Raw genomic sequence first — 18041 nt, 5'->3', positions numbered from 1 at the left:
TGCTTCATTTATATAATGCTGGACATTCAGGTAACTGAATCAATGTTCGCTCACCTGTATCTCTAGCCTTACCACAAGCGTCCATCGTAACGGCCGCCGCATAACCATCCCAAGCAGTCGGTCCAGTTAGATTGCCCGTTTGAATCGAACGAATCCATAATTCAAATTCATAGTCATACGCTTCAACAAAACGAGTTTGCCAATCTGGTGCGATCTTGGTATAATTTTTTCCTTTTGCCTTCACATGTGTGTATGCTGGATCTTCTAATCCAATTTCTCCCGTTTCACAGACAACATCACATTTGATATCATAACCAAACTGACAATTAACGAAAATCTCTAAATCGATATGGACACCAGAAACTGTTTCTAAAATCAACATCTGTGGATCATGCAGTTTTTCATGTGTGAAACTCGTTTGTTTAGGCAAAATCATTTGAGCTGAAACATAATCTTCTTGAAGCAACCAACGCAAAGCATCGAGTTCATGGATTCCTGTGTTAATGATCGCCATTGGCGTTAAATAGTTTTCATCTGCCGTTGGGTTTCTATGGGCGCAATGAAGCATCAAAGGCTCCCCGAATTTTTTGGTTTCGATGGCTTCTTTCAATTCAATATAACCTCGATCGTATCGTCTCATAAAGCCGACTTGAACTAGTTTCTTTCCTGCTTTTACTTCAGCATCAACGATTCGTTTACAACCTGCGCTATCTGTCGCTAAAGGTTTTTCACAGAAAACATATTTTCCATGTTTAATTGCTTCTAAAACATATTTTTCATGGGTTGGATCCCAAGAAGTTACCACAACAATAGCCACATCAGGTGAAGCAATCAATTCTTCTCCTGTTTCAAAAAAGACAGCATCAATCTGATTTGCTAAACGCTGAGCTTGTTCTACGTTTATATCTGATACCGCAGTCACGTACGCGCCTTGCACTTTTTCATTGATTCGTTTGATATGTTCGATGCCGATTGCACCTGTCCCAATGACGCCAACTTTTAAATCCATTGTTTTGCCTCCATTTTCTTTTTTACAAACCTGCTGGACAACTTCCTTAGCCACACTGTAACGTATGCGCTTTCAAAAAAATGCTTATTTGCATATGGACTATAACTCGTTAAGCCATAGCCTATAGAGCTAGAATTTGAACACACGGTAAGATCAGAAACAACTCCTTCTTATTTCGTGAAGTGAAACGCTCCCGATCCAACCTATTGTCATGCTAATACTCTTTGGCTTTTTCCAACATTTTTTGACTACGCTCATACGACTCTTGAACTGCCAGACTTTTTGAAACTTCTGCAACCCCAACGTGCCACCAACTGTCATACCCATCTGACATTGTTTTTGGTAAAACCTTCATTTCAATCAGAGTAGATTTTTCTTGTTTTTTAGCATCTTCTAGCGCTGCAATCAGTTCTTCTTTTGTATTAGCACGATAACTTTTGGCGCCATACCCTTCCGCAACTTTCGCATAATCTATATTCATGATTTGCTCACGATGATCTCTAAATTCACACTTATAGCTACTGCTACCATTACCCATTTGTAAATTATTGATACAGCCAAATCCAGAATTATCGAATAACAGAATATTGATCTTTTGCCCATATTGCAATGCCGTGATTAGTTCTGAATGAAGCATCAAGAAACTCCCGTCACCTACCATGGCATAGACTTCTTGTGTTGGACTGGCTAATTTCACGCCTAAAGCACCACTGATTTCATACCCCATACAAGAATAACCATATTCAAGATGATACGTATTCGGCACGAGTGGATTCCATAAACGCTGCATATCACCAGGTAAAGAGCCAGCTGATGCAATGACAATACTGTCTTTAGCTACGTTATTATTAACTGTAAGAAATGCACTAGTTTGAGCCAATTCAGTCTGTAGCGTATCCGAATATTCATTTAGAATTTCTTGCGTGAACTGGTCTTTAATCTCTGGAGAAAAGTTCTCCCTCGAAAAAGAAATATCACCTAGACGCTTCCTTTCAACAGCCCATTCTTCTTTCAGATCCTTGATAATTTCACCAAATGACGTTTGATAGTCTGCCAACATCGGGATCAGATTCTCTACTGTCTCTTTTGCATCGCCGATAAGCTGGAACGCATCAAACTTATAGGCCTGCATGCGATTGACATTGATATTCAAAAATTTCGTTTGGTCATAATTAAAAGCGGTTTTAGAAGACGTGGTGAAATCCGTATACCTTGTACCGATTCCAATAACCAAATCAGCTTGTCGAATTGCCTTATTAGCAGCCAAAGTTCCTAAAACACCCGTACCTCCTAAGTTATTTTTAAAGTCTGCTTCTACAGTTGATTTACCTGCAGGTGTTTCAACTAACGGAATCCCACATTGTGTAGACAAATGAATCAATGCTTCCCGTGCCTGGGAATACTTTGCTCCACCTCCAACGATAATGACTGGTTTCTTACTTGTCGTGATTCTTTCTACGGCACCATTTAGTTCACGCTCTGTAGGAACTTGCCGATCAACGTAATGCACCCTCTTTTTAAAAAATTCTTCATCGTAATCATACGCTTCTGCTTCAGTATCTTGAGCAATACAAATCGTTGCTGGACCACAGCTCGCTGGATTCGTCATGACTTCAAACGCTCGTAGCAGACTACTCATCAATTGTTCTGGTCGTTGAACACGATCCCAATATTTAGAGACCGCTTTAAAGGCATCATTCGTTGTGATTGCCGCACTGGTTTCGTGTTCTAATTGTTGTAAAACTGGATCAGGCTGACGTGTAGCAAACGTATCTGCCGGTAAGATCAGCACTGGAATGTTGTTGGCAAACGCAGTTGCCGCCGCTGTGAGCAAGTTGGCAGATCCTGGACCAGCTGAAGCTGTAACAGCAAAAATTTTCTGTCTTAATTTCTGCCGACTATAGGCTACTGCTGCATGTGTCATCCCTTGTTCATTTTTCCCTTGAATTACCTTCAAATGCCCTGGATTTTCTTCAAGTGCTTGACCGATTCCTAAGACATTCCCATGGCCAAAGACATTAAAAATACCTTCAACAAAAGGGCATTCTTCACCATCAACTTGAATATATTGTTGATTCAAAAATTTAATCAGTGCTTGTGCTGTGGTTAATCGAATTTTTTTAGCCATTACTTTCCCGCCTTACTTTAATCAAGATTGATCTGCAATTAATTGTTCGATTTCTTTGGCTGTTGGCATTGCTTCGGATGAACTATGTTTACTAACAACAATAGCCGCCGATGCACTTCCATATTTCAATGCGGTTTCAATGTCTTTCCCTGTATTTAATGCATATAAAAAGGCTGCTGCATAAGAATCACCTGCACCGAACGTTTTCAAGACTTTGGTCTTATACGAACCCGCTTGATAGGTTTCCCCCTTTTTGGTATAGGCATACGAACCTTTTACGCCATGCTTGATCACAATCAACTCAGGGCGATGCTGAAATAGATAGTCTGTGGTCGCTTGATTTGTTCCACCTTTTTTGCCTTCTAGTTCATCATATTCATCTCTTGTACCGATCACGATATCAGCATTTTCAGCAACGATTGAATAATAAACGGAAACGTCTTCTGGTGATTGCCATGTGTACGGACGATAATCTAGTTCAAACGCAACTTTCACCTGATTTTTTCTAGCATAAGCAATTGCTTTTAATACCGCCTCTCTGGAAGGACTTTGCGCAAGTGCCGTTCCAGATACCAACAAGAGATCTGTTTGTTTGATGTATTCTTCATCGATTTCTTCCGGCGCTAGGTACAAGTCTGCCACTTGATCTCGATACATCAAAATGCTGCATTCTTCTGGGCTTTTGATCTCCGTAAATGCCAATCCTGTTTTGTGTCCTTTTTGATCAGTGAACAGTTGGCTCGTATCGATTCCAGCTTCGCTCATGTATTCTTTAATGAAACGCCCATGCTGGTCATCTGAAATTTTCCCAATAAAACCAACTTTTACACCTAACTTTGCACTGCCAATTGCGATATTTGCTGGTGAACCACCTACATATTTTTTAAAGGTCATCGTTTCTTCCATCGGTCGATCATATTCCACTGCATTCAAATCAATACATGCTCGACCAAGGGCGATCATATCAAATGTTTTCGTCATCCTTGTCACTCCTTCTATTCTCTGTTTAAAATCCATTCGTGGTCAGGATCATTATGAAACTGCCACTTTCTAGTTGGACCTGCCATTACGTTCAAGTAATAAGAATCGTAACCATCCGGCACACTTACTGGGTGATAGCCTTTTGGAACAACGACGACATCACCATTTTCTATAGCCATCGTTTCATCCAGTAAGCGATCATCTGTATACACTCGCTGAAAAACAAACCCTTGTCTGGGATTCATTTCGTGATAATACGTTTCTTCTAATTTCGATTCTAGAGGTAAATTATCTTGATCGTGCTTATGAGGTGGATAACTAGACCAGTTACCACCATCAGTAAACACTTCAACAACTAACAAACGATCAGCAATTGGACTTGTATCTGGTAAAATATTATGCACCAAACGTTTATTCTGATATTTCCCTCTGCGTTCAATGGTATTATCTGAGGCTTTAATCAGAGTAGTTGTCTTTTTCTTATCAGATGGTGAGTAACATAGAATCACCGTGGCTTCGGTTATCGCTGTAATATCAAACATTTGCTCTATCGAGATATAGACACTATCCGTTGGGATTTTTTCAAAGACATTTTTTCGCGTGCCGATTGTCTTAAAGGTTTGTTCTCCATCCGTTACTGTAATTTTCCCTGTTAGGGCAACGATACACACTTCTTGCTTTCCTAATGATTCTTGAAATTTACTTCCACTCGTCATTTTTATGACTTTCAATTCAATGTACTGTAAAGCTGCATTATTTTTATTGATATGTTGAAGTAACGTGATGCCTTGCGCTAACTCTTGCGGGACAGGTTTATACTTTAAATGAACCATCCTTACACCTTCTTTCCCATTAAATATTTGTCTTAGGATACCGTGCTGTCACTACTTTTTTACGCGTGTAGAAATCTACACTGTCTTTGCCATTTGCATGAAGCGTCCCGTAAAACGAGGACTTCCAACCTGAAAACGGAAAGAATGCCATCGGCGCGGGTACGCCTAAATTAATCCCTAGCATGCCTGCATCAATATTTTCTCTAAAATAACGAATCGCAGAGGCATTATTAGTGAACAGACAAGCTCCATTTGCGAATTCAGATTGATTAGCTGTCGTAACGGCTTCTTGCAAGTTTTCTACTCTGATGATCGACAATACTGGAGCGAAAATTTCATCCCGCCAAATCGTCATATCCGTTGTCACACCATCAAAAATAGTTGGACCAACAAAATAACCATTGTCTGGAATATTCTCCCTACCATCTGCAATCAAACGGGCTCCTTCTTCGATTCCTTTTTCAATATAAGCTAGTGTTCTTTTTTGATTTTCTTCGCGAATAACTGGTCCTAAAAAGACACCGTCATCCAAGCCATTTCCGACTTTGATACCTGATGCTTTTTCTTGTAATTTATTGATAAACGCATCTGCTATTTCATTTTCAACCGTTACAACTGCACACGCCATACAGCGCTCACCAGCGGAACCAAAAGCGGCTGATACAATATTGGTCACAGCATCATCTAGGTCCGCATCTTTTAAGACAATGGAATGGTTTTTAGCACCGGTCAATGCTTGCACTCGTTTCAAGTGCTTACTCCCTTGAGTGTAAACATACTCACCAACTGGTTTTGAGCCAACAAAGGAAATCGCTTTCACTTCTGGATGTTCTAAAATCCCATTCACAACATCATGTGCGCCATATACAATATTAAATACGCCAGCTGGTAACCCGGCCTCTGTAAATAATTCAGCCAATCGTTCAGTTAGCAAAGGCGTTCTTTCCGACGGTTTTAAAACGAAACTATTTCCACAAGCGATTGCCATCGGAAACATCCAGCAAGGAACCATCATCGGAAAGTTAAAAGGCGAAATTCCCGCGACCACCCCAATTGGGTAACGATAGTTAGCAACTTCTACATCTGTTGCAATCGAAGATAATGAATCTCCCATCATTAACGTTGGAGCTCCTGCAGCAAATTCTACATTTTCAACGCCTCGTTGTACTTCACCTAAAGCCTCGTTGAGATTTTTCCCATTCTCAAGTGTGATTAGACGAGCTAATTCCGCTTTATGTTTGATTAAAAGTTGTTGATAGTTAAAGAGAATCCTTGCACGTCTCGGTACTGCCATCTCTTTCCATGTTTCAAAAGCTTCTCTAGCAATCGTGACCGCTTCTTCCAAATCTTCTTTTGTAGAAAGTGGTACTTCACACAACATTTCTTTCGTAGCCGGATTATAAACTGCTTCATACGTTTCTGTACGACTAGATACCCATTTGCCACCAATGTAATTTTTTAACTTTCGTACCTCTACCATCTATAACGTCCTCCTTGTTCTCTATTAAAAATCAACACGATGGTTATATCTTGATGTTCTTTGGTTAACTTTTGATTACATTGTACAATTCCAATTTCCGATAGTCAACCCATTTTTGGTGAAATATTTTCTTTTTTGATCATATCTTGCCAAACTCTTTATAAAAAAACAAAATTCATTGATTCAAAAAGTGCTAAATCCGCAAACAATTGGTTATATGTTGAACACATTAAGGTCATGTGTTATAGTGAATCTAATCACACGAAGTAGAAAGGTTACAGAATATGAAATTACAACGAATTCAGCAAATTGAAAATTACATACAACAACAAGGCAGTATTTCTCTCGACGAATTATGCCGTGTTTTCAACGTCTCTAAAAATACGATCCGTCGAGATATCAATGAATTGGAAAAAAGAGGAACTTTGAAGAAAGTCTATGGTGGTGTTGTTTATGTAGAGAATAGCTTAGTTTCTTTTGAAAATCGCACTATCCATAATCAAATAGAGAAAGAGCAAATTGGTAAAAGAGCTGCTACATTGATTAAAGAGGATGATTTAATCTATATCGATTCCGGAACAACTACTAGTCAAATTTTAAATCACATTGATCCAGACTTACCATTTACCTTATTAACAAACAATCTTGATATTATCAACCTTGCTGCGGCAATGAAAAATGTTCAACTTATTCTTATTGGTAATAGTTATAAAAGAAAAACGCGTTCTTTTGTAGGAATTGAAGATGAAGCTGTTGTGACAAGATATAATATAAGTAAAGCCTTTATGGCAGCAACTGGCGTCTCAATCACGAGTGGTTTGACTAATTCAGATTTAATGGAATATCGGATAAAAAAAATGATCGTCCAAAGAAGCAAAGATATTTACCTACTGGCAGATAGTTCAAAATTCGATCATTCTACTTTACTCACGTACGCTCCTTTAGAAAGCATTAAAGGAATTGTCACAACAAGAGAGATACCTGAAAAATACGTAGAGTTTTGCGACTTACATACAGTCGAACTTCTATATAGCAACTAAATAAAAAAAGGAGGACTCAACTTGCCACTACTAAAATTTGATTTGGTCGAAGGACGCAGCCAGGAAGAAATACAAACGATACTCGATATTGCCCATTCCGCAGTCTTAGCATCTTTTGATGTTCCAACAGGTGATAGATATCAGATTGTTACGCAGCACAAACCTTTTGAAATGGTACTAGAAGATACAGGGCTAGGTTTTAAAAGAGATCCTGCTAAAATGATTTCACTAACCGTTATTAGCAGAGAACGAACAACCGATCAAAAAGAAATATTTTATCAGCTACTTGCACAACAGTTGGACGAGTTATGTGGGATCGCACCTGAGAACTTACTTATTTCTTTCATCATCAATAATGATGCTGATTGGAGCTTTGGTTTCGGGGAAGCGCAGTTTATGACCGGAAAACTTTAAGGTAAAGCAATTGAGACAAAACACTTTAAGTTTTATTAACATCACCGTGAATCCGAGTAAACGGTGTGAAAAAGTCAGGCTCTTTGGCAATTACTGAAAACCGCACAATGCGCTTTATGGCATTGTGCGGTTTTCAGTAATTGCCCGATCCTAAACGGCTGTTGCTACAATCTTATTATACTTGTTTCTTAAATTTAATCATTTCGTGGATATCAACTGAAATTCATATCAGCAAAAAAAGGAACACATTTAACGAGTAAAATAAAATTCTAGAATCTAATATTATTTTCAAATTTGCTCTTCATTTTTAAGAATCTCAGTAAGTTTCCAAAAATTTCTTAAGTGAACACCTAATAAAATAACTGTGATCCCTATAATTAGCCCGAGTAAGACAAGTAAAACATAATTTTTTCCTTCGTTTCTATTTAGTAATACAGGTATTAAATAACTCAGTGGAAATAATGCAACTAGTGCAATCATTCCTTGAAACTTCACCACTTTTCTTGCCATTTCCGCACGAGACGGAGCATCACTAAAAATAGTATTTTCTTCTTCTATTTCAGATTTTAGCTTTCTAAAATAGTACCAGTTCCCATATTTATAAAAGTACTCCCACCCACAATCTTCAAATAATTGTAGATATTCTCCTAGGTCATTCTCTTGTTGTTTGAAATCTAGTTGGTATATATACTCTTCTGGTTCACATCTTTCAAAAGTGTATGTGCTAAAAGGTAATTTTAACTCTACCATTTTCCATCCATTCTTATGTTGTTCTTGTAAAAATTGTTCTTCTTCTAGATAATCTGCCAACCCAAAGTATTTCTTTATTTTTTTATTTTCCATTTATTGTCTCCCCAATACTATTTTTATAGAGTCGTTTAATTCGATTTATTTCATGTACTAATATTTCCTCTCCTAACTCTGTGATCAAATAGCTTTTCCGTCTATTTTCTTCTTTTGTCGCTTGAATTAATCCGTCCTTTTCCATTTTACTGAGACTGCCATACATCGTACCTGCACTAATGATAATTTCTTGGTTCGTCATTTCTTTAACGTATTGAATAATACTGTAGCCATGACGTTCTTCTCTAAGTGCAAATAAAATATAGAAACCTGTTTCTGTCATTGGTATGTATATTCTTTTTAGCTTATCTTCCATTTATTATTCAACTCCTCCATCTATATATCGAGGTGCGATACATCGTAACACTATATTATATCGAACCTCGATATATGTCAAGAACATTTTGAATTTTTTTGAGCAGGTTTCAAATTAATCTAGCAAAAATTCAAAACACAAAAAAAGCCGAAGGGAAATCCCTTCGACTTACGTCCGAGTACTCCGATTTTTCACGTCGGTTTTATTGCTTTATATTGAGCTGTAATTATTTAGTAATTTCAGAAACAACGCCTGAACCAACAGTACGTCCGCCTTCACGAATAGAGAAACGAGTTCCTTCTTCGATAGCGATTGGGTGGATTAATTCAACGTCCATTGCAACGTTATCACCAGGCATTACCATTTCGATACCTTCTGGTAATTCAACTACACCAGTTACGTCAGTTGTACGGAAGTAGAACTGAGGACGGTAGTTAGTGAAGAATGGAGTGTGACGTCCGCCTTCTTCTTTTGATAAAACATAAACTTCAGCTTTAAATTTTGTATGAGGAGTGATAGTAGCAGGTTTTGCTAATACTTGTCCACGTTCGATATCTTCACGGGCTACACCACGTAATAAAGCACCGATGTTATCGCCAGCTTCAGCGTAGTCTAACAATTTACGGAACATTTCAACACCAGTTACAGTTGTTTTCTTAGTATCTTCAGCGATACCAACGATTTCGATTTCATCACCAACGCGAACTTCTCCACGTTCAACACGGCCAGTAGCTACTGTACCACGTCCAGTGATTGAGAATACGTCTTCGACTGGCATCATGAATGGTTTGTCAGTGTCACGAGTTGGAGTTGGGATATACTCGTCAACTGCAGCCATTAATTCTAAGATTTTTTCTTCGTATGAAGCGTCGCCTTCTAAAGCTTTCAAAGCAGAACCAGCGATAACAGGAGTGTCGTCACCTGGGAAGTCATATTCAGATAATAAATCACGAACTTCCATTTCTACTAATTCTAATAGTTCTTCGTCATCTACCATATCCATTTTGTTTAAGAAAACAACGATGTATGGTACACCAACGTTACGTGATAACAAGATGTGCTCACGAGTTTGAGGCATAGGACCATCAGCAGCAGATACTACTAAGATAGCTCCATCCATTTGTGCAGCACCAGTGATCATGTTTTTAACGTAATCCGCGTGTCCTGGGCAATCCACGTGGGCATAGTGACGAGCATCAGTTTCATACTCGATGTGAGAAGTGTTGATTGTGATACCACGTTCTTTTTCTTCTGGAGCGTTATCGATATCAGCATAGTTTTGAGCTTCACCGTCACCGTGTTTAGATAACACAGTTGCGATTGCAGCAGTTAATGTAGTTTTACCATGGTCAACGTGTCCAATAGTACCAATGTTTACATGGGGTTTAGAACGGTCAAATTTTTCTTTAGCCATTTTAAATGTTCCTCCTAAAATATATGAATTTTATTTTTATTTGATAGATAGTTTTACAGCTACCTGATCATCTTTTATTATTCTAACTGAAATCAATAGAAAATCCTAGTCATAAATAAGCCTGTACTTATTTCTTAACTATTATGCGTTGTTTCCGCCATTTTTCTTGATGATTTCTTCTTGTACAGATTTTGGTACGTCTTCATAGTGGTCAAAGACCATCATAAATGTACCGCGACCTTGTGTTGCTGAACGTAATGTTGTAGCGTAACCAAACATTTCAGCTAGAGGCACCATCGCGTTAACGATTTGTGAGTTACCGTGTGCTTCCATACCTTCAACACGTCCACGACGACTTGTAACGTGTCCCATGATATCACCTAAGTAATCTTCTGGCACAGTGATCGTTACTTTCATCATTGGTTCTAAAATTACAGGCATTGCTTTTTTAGCAGCCGCACGTAGCGCCATAGAAGCAGCTACACGGAAGGCTGTTTCATTTGAATCGACATCATGGTATGAACCGTCGTAAAGTTTTGCTTTGATATCCACTAATGGATAACCAGCAAGAACACCGTTGTTCATTGATTCTGCCAAGCCTTTTTCAACCGCTGGAATGTATTCACGAGGAACCACACCACCGACGATAGCATTTTCAAATTCGAAGCCTTTACCTTCTTCGTTTGGTGTAAATTCAACCCAGACATGTCCGTATTGACCTTTACCACCAGACTGACGTACAAACTTACCTTCTGCCTGAGTTACAGGAGCACGGAAAGTTTCACGGTATGATACTTGTGGCGCACCAACGTTGGCTTCAACCTTGAACTCACGTTTCATACGGTCTACTAATACGTCTAAGTGCAATTCACCCATACCAGAGATAACTGTTTCACCAGTTTCAACGTTTGTTTCAACGCGGAATGATGGATCTTCTTCTGCAAGTTTTTGCAAAGCAATCCCCATTTTATCTTGGTCGGCTTTTGATTTAGGTTCAACAGCTACTTGGATAACCGGTTCTGGGAACTCGATTGATTCAAGAATAACTGGTGCATCCATCGCACATAAAGTATCACCAGTTGTTGTATCTTTCAATCCAACAGCTGCAGCGATATCGCCTGAGTAGACTTTATCGATTTCTTTACGTGTATTTGCATGCATTTGTAGAATACGACCGATACGTTCTTTTTTGTCTTTAGAAGCGTTCAATACATATGAACCACTTTCAAGGACACCAGAATAGACACGGAAGAAAGTTAGACGACCAACAAACGGGTCAGTCATTACTTTAAATGCTAGTGAAGCAAAAGGTGCTTCGTCATCAGCAGGACGAGTTGTTTCTTCGTCTGTCTTAACGTCGATCCCTTTGATTGCTTCAATATCAAGTGGTGATGGTAAGTAATCAAGTACTGCATCAAGCATTATTTGAACACCTTTATTTTTAAAGGCAGATCCACACATTACTGGGAAGAATTCAACGTTGATCGTTGCTTGGCGGATACCCGCTTTTAATTCTTCGATAGTAATTTCTTCACCGTCAAGATATTTCATCATTAGGTCTTCATCCGTTTCAGCAACAGCTTCAACTAATTTTTCACGCCATTCAACTGCTTGTTCCATATATTCTTCTGGAATTTCAGTTTCTTGAATGTCAGTACCTAAATCATTTGTATAGATTTCAGCTTTCATCGTAATTAAATCGATGATCCCTGTGAAGTTATCTTCTGAACCAATTGGTAATTGGATTGGATGAGCATTCGCTTGTAAACGATCATGTAATGAGTTTACAGAGTATAAGAAATCCGCACCGATTTTATCCATTTTATTACAGAAAACAATACGTGGAACTTTATAATCAGTTGCTTGACGCCAAACTGTTTCAGTTTGAGGTTCAACACCTGATTGTGAATCAAGAACGGTTACAGCACCATCTAATACACGTAATGAACGTTGAACTTCAATAGTGAAATCCACGTGTCCAGGAGTATCGATGATATTTACACGGTAACCTTTCCACTCAGCAGTTGTTGCAGCAGAAGTGATGGTAATCCCACGTTCTTGTTCTTGTTCCATCCAGTCCATTTGTGATGCACCTTCGTGCGTTTCACCAATTTTATGGATTTTACCAGTGTAGTAAAGGATACGCTCTGTTGTTGTTGTTTTACCCGCATCAACGTGAGCCATAATACCGATATTACGAGTGTTTTCTAACGAAAATTCTCTTGCCATTCTAGGGTGTTCTCCTCTCTTTATTTAAATCGATTGTAAAGTGACTGTCTGTCGTAGTGTTAACTTACATACAGAGAGGATTTTACCAACGATAATGTGCAAACGCACGGTTAGCGTCAGCCATTTTATGTGTGTCTTCGCGTTTCTTAACAGAAGCACCAGTATTATTGGCAGCATCCATGATTTCTTTCGCTAGACGTTGTTCCATTGTATGTTCACCGCGTAGGCGAGCATAGTTAACAACCCAACGCAAGCCTAAAGTTGTACGACGTTCTGGACGAACTTCAACTGGTACTTGATAGTTAGAACCCCCAACACGGCGAGCTTTTACTTCTAAGACAGGCATAACGTTTTTCATTGCTTGTTCGAAAACTTCCAATGGATCGTTACCTGTAGATTCTTTGATGATATCAAATGAATTATAGATAATATTAGCAGCAATCCCGCGTTTTCCATCAACCATTACACGGTTGATCAAGCGAGTTACTAATTTTGAGTTATAAATTGGATCTGGTAAAACATCGCGTTTTGTAACAGGACCTTTACGTGGCATCCGTAACTCCTCCTTCCGAAAATTCTTTATTGTATAATACCTTAGTGATTGTCAAATTATTTAGCTGCTTTAGGCATTTTAGTACCATATTTAGAGCGGCTTTGTTTACGATCTGTAACACCGGCTGTATCAAGCGCACCACGTACGATATGATAACGTACCCCTGGTAAATCTTTTACACGTCCACCGCGTAATAGTACCACGCTATGTTCTTGTAAGTTATGACCAATCCCTGGGATATAAGCTGTTACTTCGATTAAGTTAGACAAACGAACACGGGCATATTTACGTAAAGCCGAGTTAGGTTTTTTAGGTGTCATTGTTCCCACACGAGTACAAACCCCACGCTTTTGTGGTGAGTTTACGTTCGTTTGGGCTTTCTTAAAACTATTATATCCTTTGTTCAACGCTGGTGAATTAGATTTCTCCACCTTTGATTTACGAGGTTTACGTACTAATTGATTAATTGTAGGCATTCCTTGTTTCCTCCTTCCTCATTTCGCATCTAGTTCCACACATCCAGGTGGTTCTTTTTTTGCGATAAAAAATAATGCAATCTCTGCACTCATTATCAAATATGCTTCGATAGACAGTCAGCACGTCTCCAACGAGAGACCTGTAGATAAAGCACCTTTGATAGCATATCATCTCATGATTTATTTGTCAACCGGTTCTATAGACTTTTTTGTTTAAAAATGAAGGAAATAACTTTATAGATTCTTTTATAAAGAAGTTTACTATTAAATAAGTTTAGAATTAAAATTCAATCCAAATCTACTTGATCCGCTATCTTTTTTAATTGCAGGCATGTATTATATTTGGTGAGACTTGAAAAGGAGAGGATACGTGTAATGAATCTTAAACAAATGGCAGGAATCGAAGCAGCAAAATATGTAAAAGACGGTATGATCGTCGGTTTAGGGACAGGATCGACAGCAAAATTTATGGTGGATGAAATCGGACGACGTGTAAAAGAGGAAGGGTTATCTGTCACTGGCGTAACAACTTCTAAAGAGACAGAGCGCCAAGCTCTTGCCTTAGGGATTCCTTTAAAAGGGATCGATGAGGTTCCATTTGTCGATCTAACAATTGACGGAGCGGATGAAATTAGTGAAGATTTCCAAGGGATCAAAGGCGGCGGTGCGGCTTTATTGTTCGAAAAAATCGTTGCTACTTATTCAAAAAAATGTATTTGGATCGTGGATGAATCTAAGCTTGTAAAAAAACTGGGCAAATTCCCACTACCAATTGAAGTTGTTCCATACGGCAGCCAACAGTTAGTTCGTTTATTCAAAGAAAAAGACTTTGCCCCAGTTTTACGTAGAACAGCAACTGGAGAAACTTTAGTTACGGATGGTGGGCACTATATCATCGATCTTCATTTAGATGAAATCGCTGACCCAATTGCTTTAGGTTCTTATTTGGATCAGTTAGTCGGTGTAGTAGAACATGGCTTATTCCTTAACATCGTTTCAACGGTGATCATCGGCGGCGAGAATGGACCTAAAACTATACATGTACCAAAATAACTAATTATTTGAATACGATGGGAAAACAAAGAGCAACATTAAAAAAAGATAAAAAAACAACTTTCATTTCGTCTGCTTTTATGCTACATTTTTAGTATCTTATTTACTTTTTTACTAGAAAGGACGAACGATGAAAATAATTGGCTATGCCCGTACAACAATAATCGATGATGATTTAGACACACAAATCAAAGTATTGTCTGACTATGGCTGTGATGAGGTTTATCATGAGTCTTTTGATGTGACCCACGACCAACACCTCATTTCTGAGCTTGAGACAGTTCTTACTAGCTTAAGGGCTGGTGATACTTTAGTAATCTGCCGATTGAACCGTCTTGGTCGATCAACTCGTCAGCTAACCGAATTGACACAGACATTCAAAGGTTCCGGTATTCATTTAGTTAGTCTAGATGAAGAAATAGATACTCGTCATCCAATGGGAGAAATCTATTTCAAATTAATGAATGGACTCGCTGCCATGGAGTGTGACCTGATCCAAGAACGAACATTAGTTGGTTTGAATAACGCTCGGAAAAAAGGGAAAATCGGCGGCCGCCCTAAAATAGATGTACGAACTGTTCAAAAAATCCGTCATTTATATCATGAGAAAAAAGAAACGATCCAATTCATCTCTTCAAAATGCAATGTTTCTGTGGGAACTTGTTATAAGTATATCAATCTATCTGACACAGATGTTACTAAACTAGCTCAGGGGTAACGTTCTATTCAATGATAAACGCGAAATAGACTGCAGCTAAACTACTGTACCTATTTCGCGTTTATCAATTTTCTCCAAGGTGCCCACCTACCGAATCATTCGTTTCAGTATTTCCCACTAATTTACAATGGAAATCTATTTTAAAACGGTGTACAATAGAAAAGGAAATGAAAGTTTCAGAAACTACAACTCAAAGGAGAGCTATACATGCCAAAATTAGTATTTTCTCGTCATGGACTTAGTGAATGGAATGCATTAAATCAATTTACCGGTTGGGCTGACGTAGATTTAGCACCACAAGGTGTTGAAGAAGCAATCGAAGGCGGTCGCAAAATCAAAGAAGCTGGAATTGAATTTGATGTAGCCTATACTTCTGTATTGACTCGTGCCATCAAAACTTGTAACTTACTTTTAGAACATTCTGATCAATTATGGGTTCCTCAAATCAAATCTTGGCGTTTAAACGAACGTCATTATGGTAAATTACAAGGCTTGAACAAAAAAGAAACTGCTGAAAAATATGGAGATGACCAAGTACACATTTGGCGTCGTTCTTACGATACGCTTCCTCCATTGATGGACGCTAATGATGAAGGTTCTGCTGCAAACGATCGTCGTTATGCAATGTTGGACCAACGCGATGTTCCTGGCGGCGAAAACTTAAAAGTGACGCTGGAACGTGCTTTACCATTCTGGCAAGATCAAATCGCACCTGCTTTATTAGACAACAAAACAGTCTTAGTAGCAGCTCATGGTAACTCTTTACGTGCTTTAGCAAAACATATCGAAGGAATTTCAGATGAAGATATCATGGATCTTGAAATCCCGACTGGTCAACCACTTGTTTATGAATTAAACGATGACCTGACTGTAGCTAAAAAATACTACTTATAAGATAATTAACCCCCGCAAGTTTCTCCTTTTGATAGGCTGAAACTTGCAGGGGTTTTCTATTTCTCTAAACTTCTTGTTGATGCTTGAGCCTATCTTGTTATATCACAAAACATACTCTATCCGAAGAGCTCGCCCAACCATACCTTTCTTTAATAAATAGCTACGGCCACTTATACAAAATTAGATTCAGTCAAACATTCACGATAAATCGCTTCAACATCTGCTTCAGCTAAAGGTACATAGGCATCTGCCTTGATTGTGCTATGTGCCACCGCTTGTTTGGCCATCTCCGCAAATCGTTCATCATCAATACCAACTTCTGGCAAAGTCATCGGAATGCCACATGTTTTGAAGAAATCATAGGTTGCTTGAATTCCTTTTTTTGCAGCGATTATTGGCTCTTCTTCCTTGATTCCCCAAACATTATGAGCAAACTGAGCAAATTTAGTGACCGTTTGTTCAGAAAGTACATATTCCATCCAACGTGGCGTTAAAATAGCTAAACCAATTCCATGCGTAATATCATAAAAAGCACTTAATTCATGTTCCATAGCATGACACGACCAAACACCATGTTTTCCATTTCGAGTTAAACCGTTTAATGCTAAACTGCTTGCCCACATCAAGTTCGCACGCGCATCGTAATTATCTGGCGATTTTAGCGCAATCGGACAATTCTTGATAACGGCACGCATCAAGCCTTCTGAGACAAAATCTTGCACATCCGTTCCTGGCGTTACATTAAAATAACTTTCAAATAGATGACTCAAAATATCGGCAGAACCAGCTGCTGTTTGATAAGTTGGAACAGTAAACGTATTAGCAGGATCTAGGAAAGAGACCTTAGGAATCATCGATGGACCACCAACACCTAGTTTTTGGTTTGTCGCCAGATTCGAAATCACAGCCCCTGCATTCATTTCACTACCTGTCGCAGCTAAAGTTAAAATTGTGACGATTGGTAATGCTTCACCTTGATAGCCTTTCCTTCCTAAAATAATAGCCCAAGGATCTTCTTCACTGTAAAAACCTGCTGCAACTACTTTCGCACAATCAATCGTTGAACCTCCGCCTACAGCTAAAATTACATCTACCTGATGCTCACGACATAAGGATACACCGCGACGAACAGTCTCAATCCGAGGATTTGGTTCTACTCCACTAAGCTCTACCACTATATTTTGATTTTTTCCAAGCAAATCGATTACTTGATTATATAATCCATTTTTCTTGATACTACCGCCACCATAAACTAGCAGTACATTTTTACCGTAAACATTCAATGCTTCCGGCAGCTCATCCGCCAAGCGATCCTTGCCAAAGCGAATATCTGTTGGTACATAAAATTTAAAATTGTCCATTTTTCTTCCTCCATTCAAGTTAAGGGCCATGCATATACATATATAATAGACCAAAAAGCTTGAAACTGCGCTTACTTTGCTCGCCAAGTATTGCGCATCATCAGCTCTGCAAGCAATCGCTGTGATTTTGTCTTTTGAAACTTCTCTCGCTTCGCTCGCCAAGTATTGCGCATCATCAGCTCTGCAAGCAATCGCTGTGATTTTGTCTTTTGAAACTTCTCTCGCTTCGCTCGCCAAGTATTGCGCATCATCAGCTCTGCAAGCAATCGCTGTGATTTGCAATAAAAAGAGATTGAACG

The 18041-nt window shown here is 38.8% G+C and carries 18 protein-coding genes; 5 read left to right on the top strand and 13 right to left on the bottom strand.

What is annotated here, in order from left to right; translation table 11 throughout:
- Positions 1-4: 4 nt before the first annotated feature.
- The 5 genes from IGJ55_RS01975 to iolA all read right to left on the bottom strand — a co-directional run bounded on the left by IGJ55_RS01975 (position 5) and on the right by iolA (position 6431).
- Positions 5-1009: a Gfo/Idh/MocA family protein gene (locus IGJ55_RS01975; RefSeq protein ID WP_069654060.1), complete on the bottom strand. Its 1005-nt coding sequence runs from the start codon at positions 1007-1009 to the stop codon at positions 5-7.
- A gap of 214 nt (positions 1010-1223) precedes the next feature.
- Complete coding sequence (gene iolD, locus IGJ55_RS01970; protein ID WP_430607226.1) at positions 1224-3137, bottom strand: 3D-(3,5/4)-trihydroxycyclohexane-1,2-dione acylhydrolase (decyclizing); 1914 nt, start codon at positions 3135-3137, stop codon at positions 1224-1226.
- Positions 3138-3158: 21 nt separating this feature from the next.
- On the bottom strand, positions 3159-4118 hold the full coding sequence (gene iolC, locus IGJ55_RS01965) for a 5-dehydro-2-deoxygluconokinase (RefSeq protein WP_430607225.1): 960 nt from the start codon (positions 4116-4118) through the stop codon (positions 3159-3161).
- A gap of 14 nt (positions 4119-4132) precedes the next feature.
- Positions 4133-4951: a 5-deoxy-glucuronate isomerase gene (gene iolB / locus IGJ55_RS01960; RefSeq protein ID WP_430607224.1), complete on the bottom strand. Its 819-nt coding sequence runs from the start codon at positions 4949-4951 to the stop codon at positions 4133-4135.
- 19 nt (positions 4952-4970) lie between these two features.
- Positions 4971-6431, bottom strand: a complete 1461-nt coding sequence (iolA, locus tag IGJ55_RS01955; RefSeq protein ID WP_069641186.1) for a methylmalonate-semialdehyde dehydrogenase — start codon at positions 6429-6431, stop codon at positions 4971-4973.
- Between the two features lie 284 nt (positions 6432-6715).
- Between iolA and IGJ55_RS01950 the strand changes: the two genes are divergently transcribed.
- Together IGJ55_RS01950 and IGJ55_RS01945 are read left to right on the top strand one after the other, a co-directional pair.
- A complete protein-coding gene (locus IGJ55_RS01950; RefSeq protein ID WP_207120415.1) occupies positions 6716-7471 on the top strand; it encodes a DeoR/GlpR family DNA-binding transcription regulator in 756 nt (251 codons plus the stop codon).
- A gap of 21 nt (positions 7472-7492) precedes the next feature.
- Positions 7493-7885 (top strand): tautomerase family protein, encoded by a 393-nt coding sequence (locus tag IGJ55_RS01945; protein WP_069641184.1) that lies wholly within the window; start codon positions 7493-7495, stop codon positions 7883-7885.
- A gap of 288 nt (positions 7886-8173) precedes the next feature.
- Here the strand turns inward: IGJ55_RS01945 and IGJ55_RS01940 are convergent, their stop codons facing one another.
- The 6 genes from IGJ55_RS01940 to rpsL all read right to left on the bottom strand — a co-directional run bounded on the left by IGJ55_RS01940 (position 8174) and on the right by rpsL (position 13716).
- Positions 8174-8728 (bottom strand): DUF2812 domain-containing protein, encoded by a 555-nt coding sequence (locus IGJ55_RS01940; protein ID WP_069641183.1) that lies wholly within the window; start codon positions 8726-8728, stop codon positions 8174-8176.
- Positions 8718-9044: a PadR family transcriptional regulator gene (locus IGJ55_RS01935; RefSeq protein ID WP_069641182.1), complete on the bottom strand. Its 327-nt coding sequence runs from the start codon at positions 9042-9044 to the stop codon at positions 8718-8720. The genes IGJ55_RS01940 and IGJ55_RS01935 overlap by 11 nt, the downstream gene beginning before the upstream one ends.
- Before the next feature lie 226 nt (positions 9045-9270).
- Positions 9271-10458: an elongation factor Tu gene (gene tuf / locus IGJ55_RS01930; RefSeq protein WP_069641181.1), complete on the bottom strand. Its 1188-nt coding sequence runs from the start codon at positions 10456-10458 to the stop codon at positions 9271-9273.
- A gap of 141 nt (positions 10459-10599) precedes the next feature.
- Entirely contained in the window at positions 10600-12687 is a 2088-nt protein-coding gene (gene fusA / locus IGJ55_RS01925) for an elongation factor G (protein WP_069641180.1), read from the bottom strand.
- A gap of 82 nt (positions 12688-12769) precedes the next feature.
- The gene (gene rpsG, locus IGJ55_RS01920; RefSeq protein WP_010761695.1) at positions 12770-13240 is read right to left on the bottom strand and encodes a 30S ribosomal protein S7; all 471 of its coding nucleotides are present in this window, start codon (positions 13238-13240) and stop codon (positions 12770-12772) included.
- Between the two features lie 56 nt (positions 13241-13296).
- Positions 13297-13716: a 30S ribosomal protein S12 gene (rpsL, locus tag IGJ55_RS01915; RefSeq protein WP_069641179.1), complete on the bottom strand. Its 420-nt coding sequence runs from the start codon at positions 13714-13716 to the stop codon at positions 13297-13299.
- A 375-nt stretch (positions 13717-14091) separates the two neighbouring features.
- On the opposite strand from rpsL, the gene rpiA reads away from it, so the two are divergent.
- From rpiA to gpmA, 3 genes are all read left to right on the top strand, one after another.
- Positions 14092-14769 carry a ribose-5-phosphate isomerase RpiA gene (rpiA, locus tag IGJ55_RS01910; protein WP_207120413.1) on the top strand — a complete coding sequence of 226 codons (678 nt, stop codon included), beginning with the start codon at positions 14092-14094 and terminating at the stop codon, positions 14767-14769.
- A 130-nt stretch (positions 14770-14899) separates the two neighbouring features.
- Complete coding sequence (locus tag IGJ55_RS01905; RefSeq protein WP_069641177.1) at positions 14900-15487, top strand: recombinase family protein; 588 nt, start codon at positions 14900-14902, stop codon at positions 15485-15487.
- Between the two features lie 207 nt (positions 15488-15694).
- Positions 15695-16381 carry a 2,3-diphosphoglycerate-dependent phosphoglycerate mutase gene (gene gpmA / locus IGJ55_RS01900; protein ID WP_069641176.1) on the top strand — a complete coding sequence of 229 codons (687 nt, stop codon included), beginning with the start codon at positions 15695-15697 and terminating at the stop codon, positions 16379-16381.
- A 170-nt stretch (positions 16382-16551) separates the two neighbouring features.
- On the opposite strand, the gene IGJ55_RS01895 is transcribed toward gpmA, so the two are convergent.
- Both IGJ55_RS01895 and IGJ55_RS01890 read right to left on the bottom strand, forming a co-directional pair.
- Positions 16552-17742 carry an iron-containing alcohol dehydrogenase gene (locus tag IGJ55_RS01895; protein ID WP_069641175.1) on the bottom strand — a complete coding sequence of 397 codons (1191 nt, stop codon included), beginning with the start codon at positions 17740-17742 and terminating at the stop codon, positions 16552-16554.
- Positions 17743-17813: 71 nt separating this feature from the next.
- Positions 17814-17990 carry a hypothetical protein gene (locus IGJ55_RS01890; protein WP_430607223.1) on the bottom strand — a complete coding sequence of 59 codons (177 nt, stop codon included), beginning with the start codon at positions 17988-17990 and terminating at the stop codon, positions 17814-17816.
- Positions 17991-18041 lie beyond the last annotated feature (51 nt).

Origin of the sequence: Enterococcus sp. AZ170 (assembly GCF_050545135.1) — a bacterium.
Classification (GTDB): domain Bacteria; phylum Bacillota; class Bacilli; order Lactobacillales; family Enterococcaceae; genus Enterococcus_L; species Enterococcus_L ureilyticus.
This window is presented reverse-complemented; position numbering and strand designations above follow the sequence as displayed.

Bases quoted from the DNA above. Each gene is read 5' to 3' on its own strand.
- IGJ55_RS01975 (WP_069654060.1), bottom strand. From the start codon at position 1,009: ATGGATTTAAAAGTTGGCGTCATTGGGACAGGTGCAATCGGCATCGAA.
- iolD (WP_430607226.1), bottom strand. From the start codon at position 3,137: ATGGCTAAAAAAATTCGATTAACCACAGCACAAGCACTGATTAAATTT.
- iolC (WP_430607225.1), bottom strand. From the start codon at position 4,118: ATGACGAAAACATTTGATATGATCGCCCTTGGTCGAGCATGTATTGAT.
- iolB (WP_430607224.1), bottom strand. From the start codon at position 4,951: ATGGTTCATTTAAAGTATAAACCTGTCCCGCAAGAGTTAGCGCAAGGC.
- iolA (WP_069641186.1), bottom strand. From the start codon at position 6,431: ATGGTAGAGGTACGAAAGTTAAAAAATTACATTGGTGGCAAATGGGTA.
- IGJ55_RS01950 (WP_207120415.1), top strand. From the start codon at position 6,716: ATGAAATTACAACGAATTCAGCAAATTGAAAATTACATACAACAACAA.
- IGJ55_RS01940 (WP_069641183.1), bottom strand. From the start codon at position 8,728: ATGGAAAATAAAAAAATAAAGAAATACTTTGGGTTGGCAGATTATCTA.
- IGJ55_RS01935 (WP_069641182.1), bottom strand. From the start codon at position 9,044: ATGGAAGATAAGCTAAAAAGAATATACATACCAATGACAGAAACAGGT.
- tuf (WP_069641181.1), bottom strand. From the start codon at position 10,458: ATGGCTAAAGAAAAATTTGACCGTTCTAAACCCCATGTAAACATTGGT.
- fusA (WP_069641180.1), bottom strand. From the start codon at position 12,687: ATGGCAAGAGAATTTTCGTTAGAAAACACTCGTAATATCGGTATTATG.
- rpsG (WP_010761695.1), bottom strand. From the start codon at position 13,240: ATGCCACGTAAAGGTCCTGTTACAAAACGCGATGTTTTACCAGATCCA.
- rpsL (WP_069641179.1), bottom strand. From the start codon at position 13,716: ATGCCTACAATTAATCAATTAGTACGTAAACCTCGTAAATCAAAGGTG.
- rpiA (WP_207120413.1), top strand. From the start codon at position 14,092: ATGAATCTTAAACAAATGGCAGGAATCGAAGCAGCAAAATATGTAAAA.
- IGJ55_RS01905 (WP_069641177.1), top strand. From the start codon at position 14,900: ATGAAAATAATTGGCTATGCCCGTACAACAATAATCGATGATGATTTA.
- gpmA (WP_069641176.1), top strand. From the start codon at position 15,695: ATGCCAAAATTAGTATTTTCTCGTCATGGACTTAGTGAATGGAATGCA.
- IGJ55_RS01895 (WP_069641175.1), bottom strand. From the start codon at position 17,742: ATGGACAATTTTAAATTTTATGTACCAACAGATATTCGCTTTGGCAAG.
- IGJ55_RS01890 (WP_430607223.1), bottom strand. From the start codon at position 17,990: ATGCGCAATACTTGGCGAGCGAAGCGAGAGAAGTTTCAAAAGACAAAA.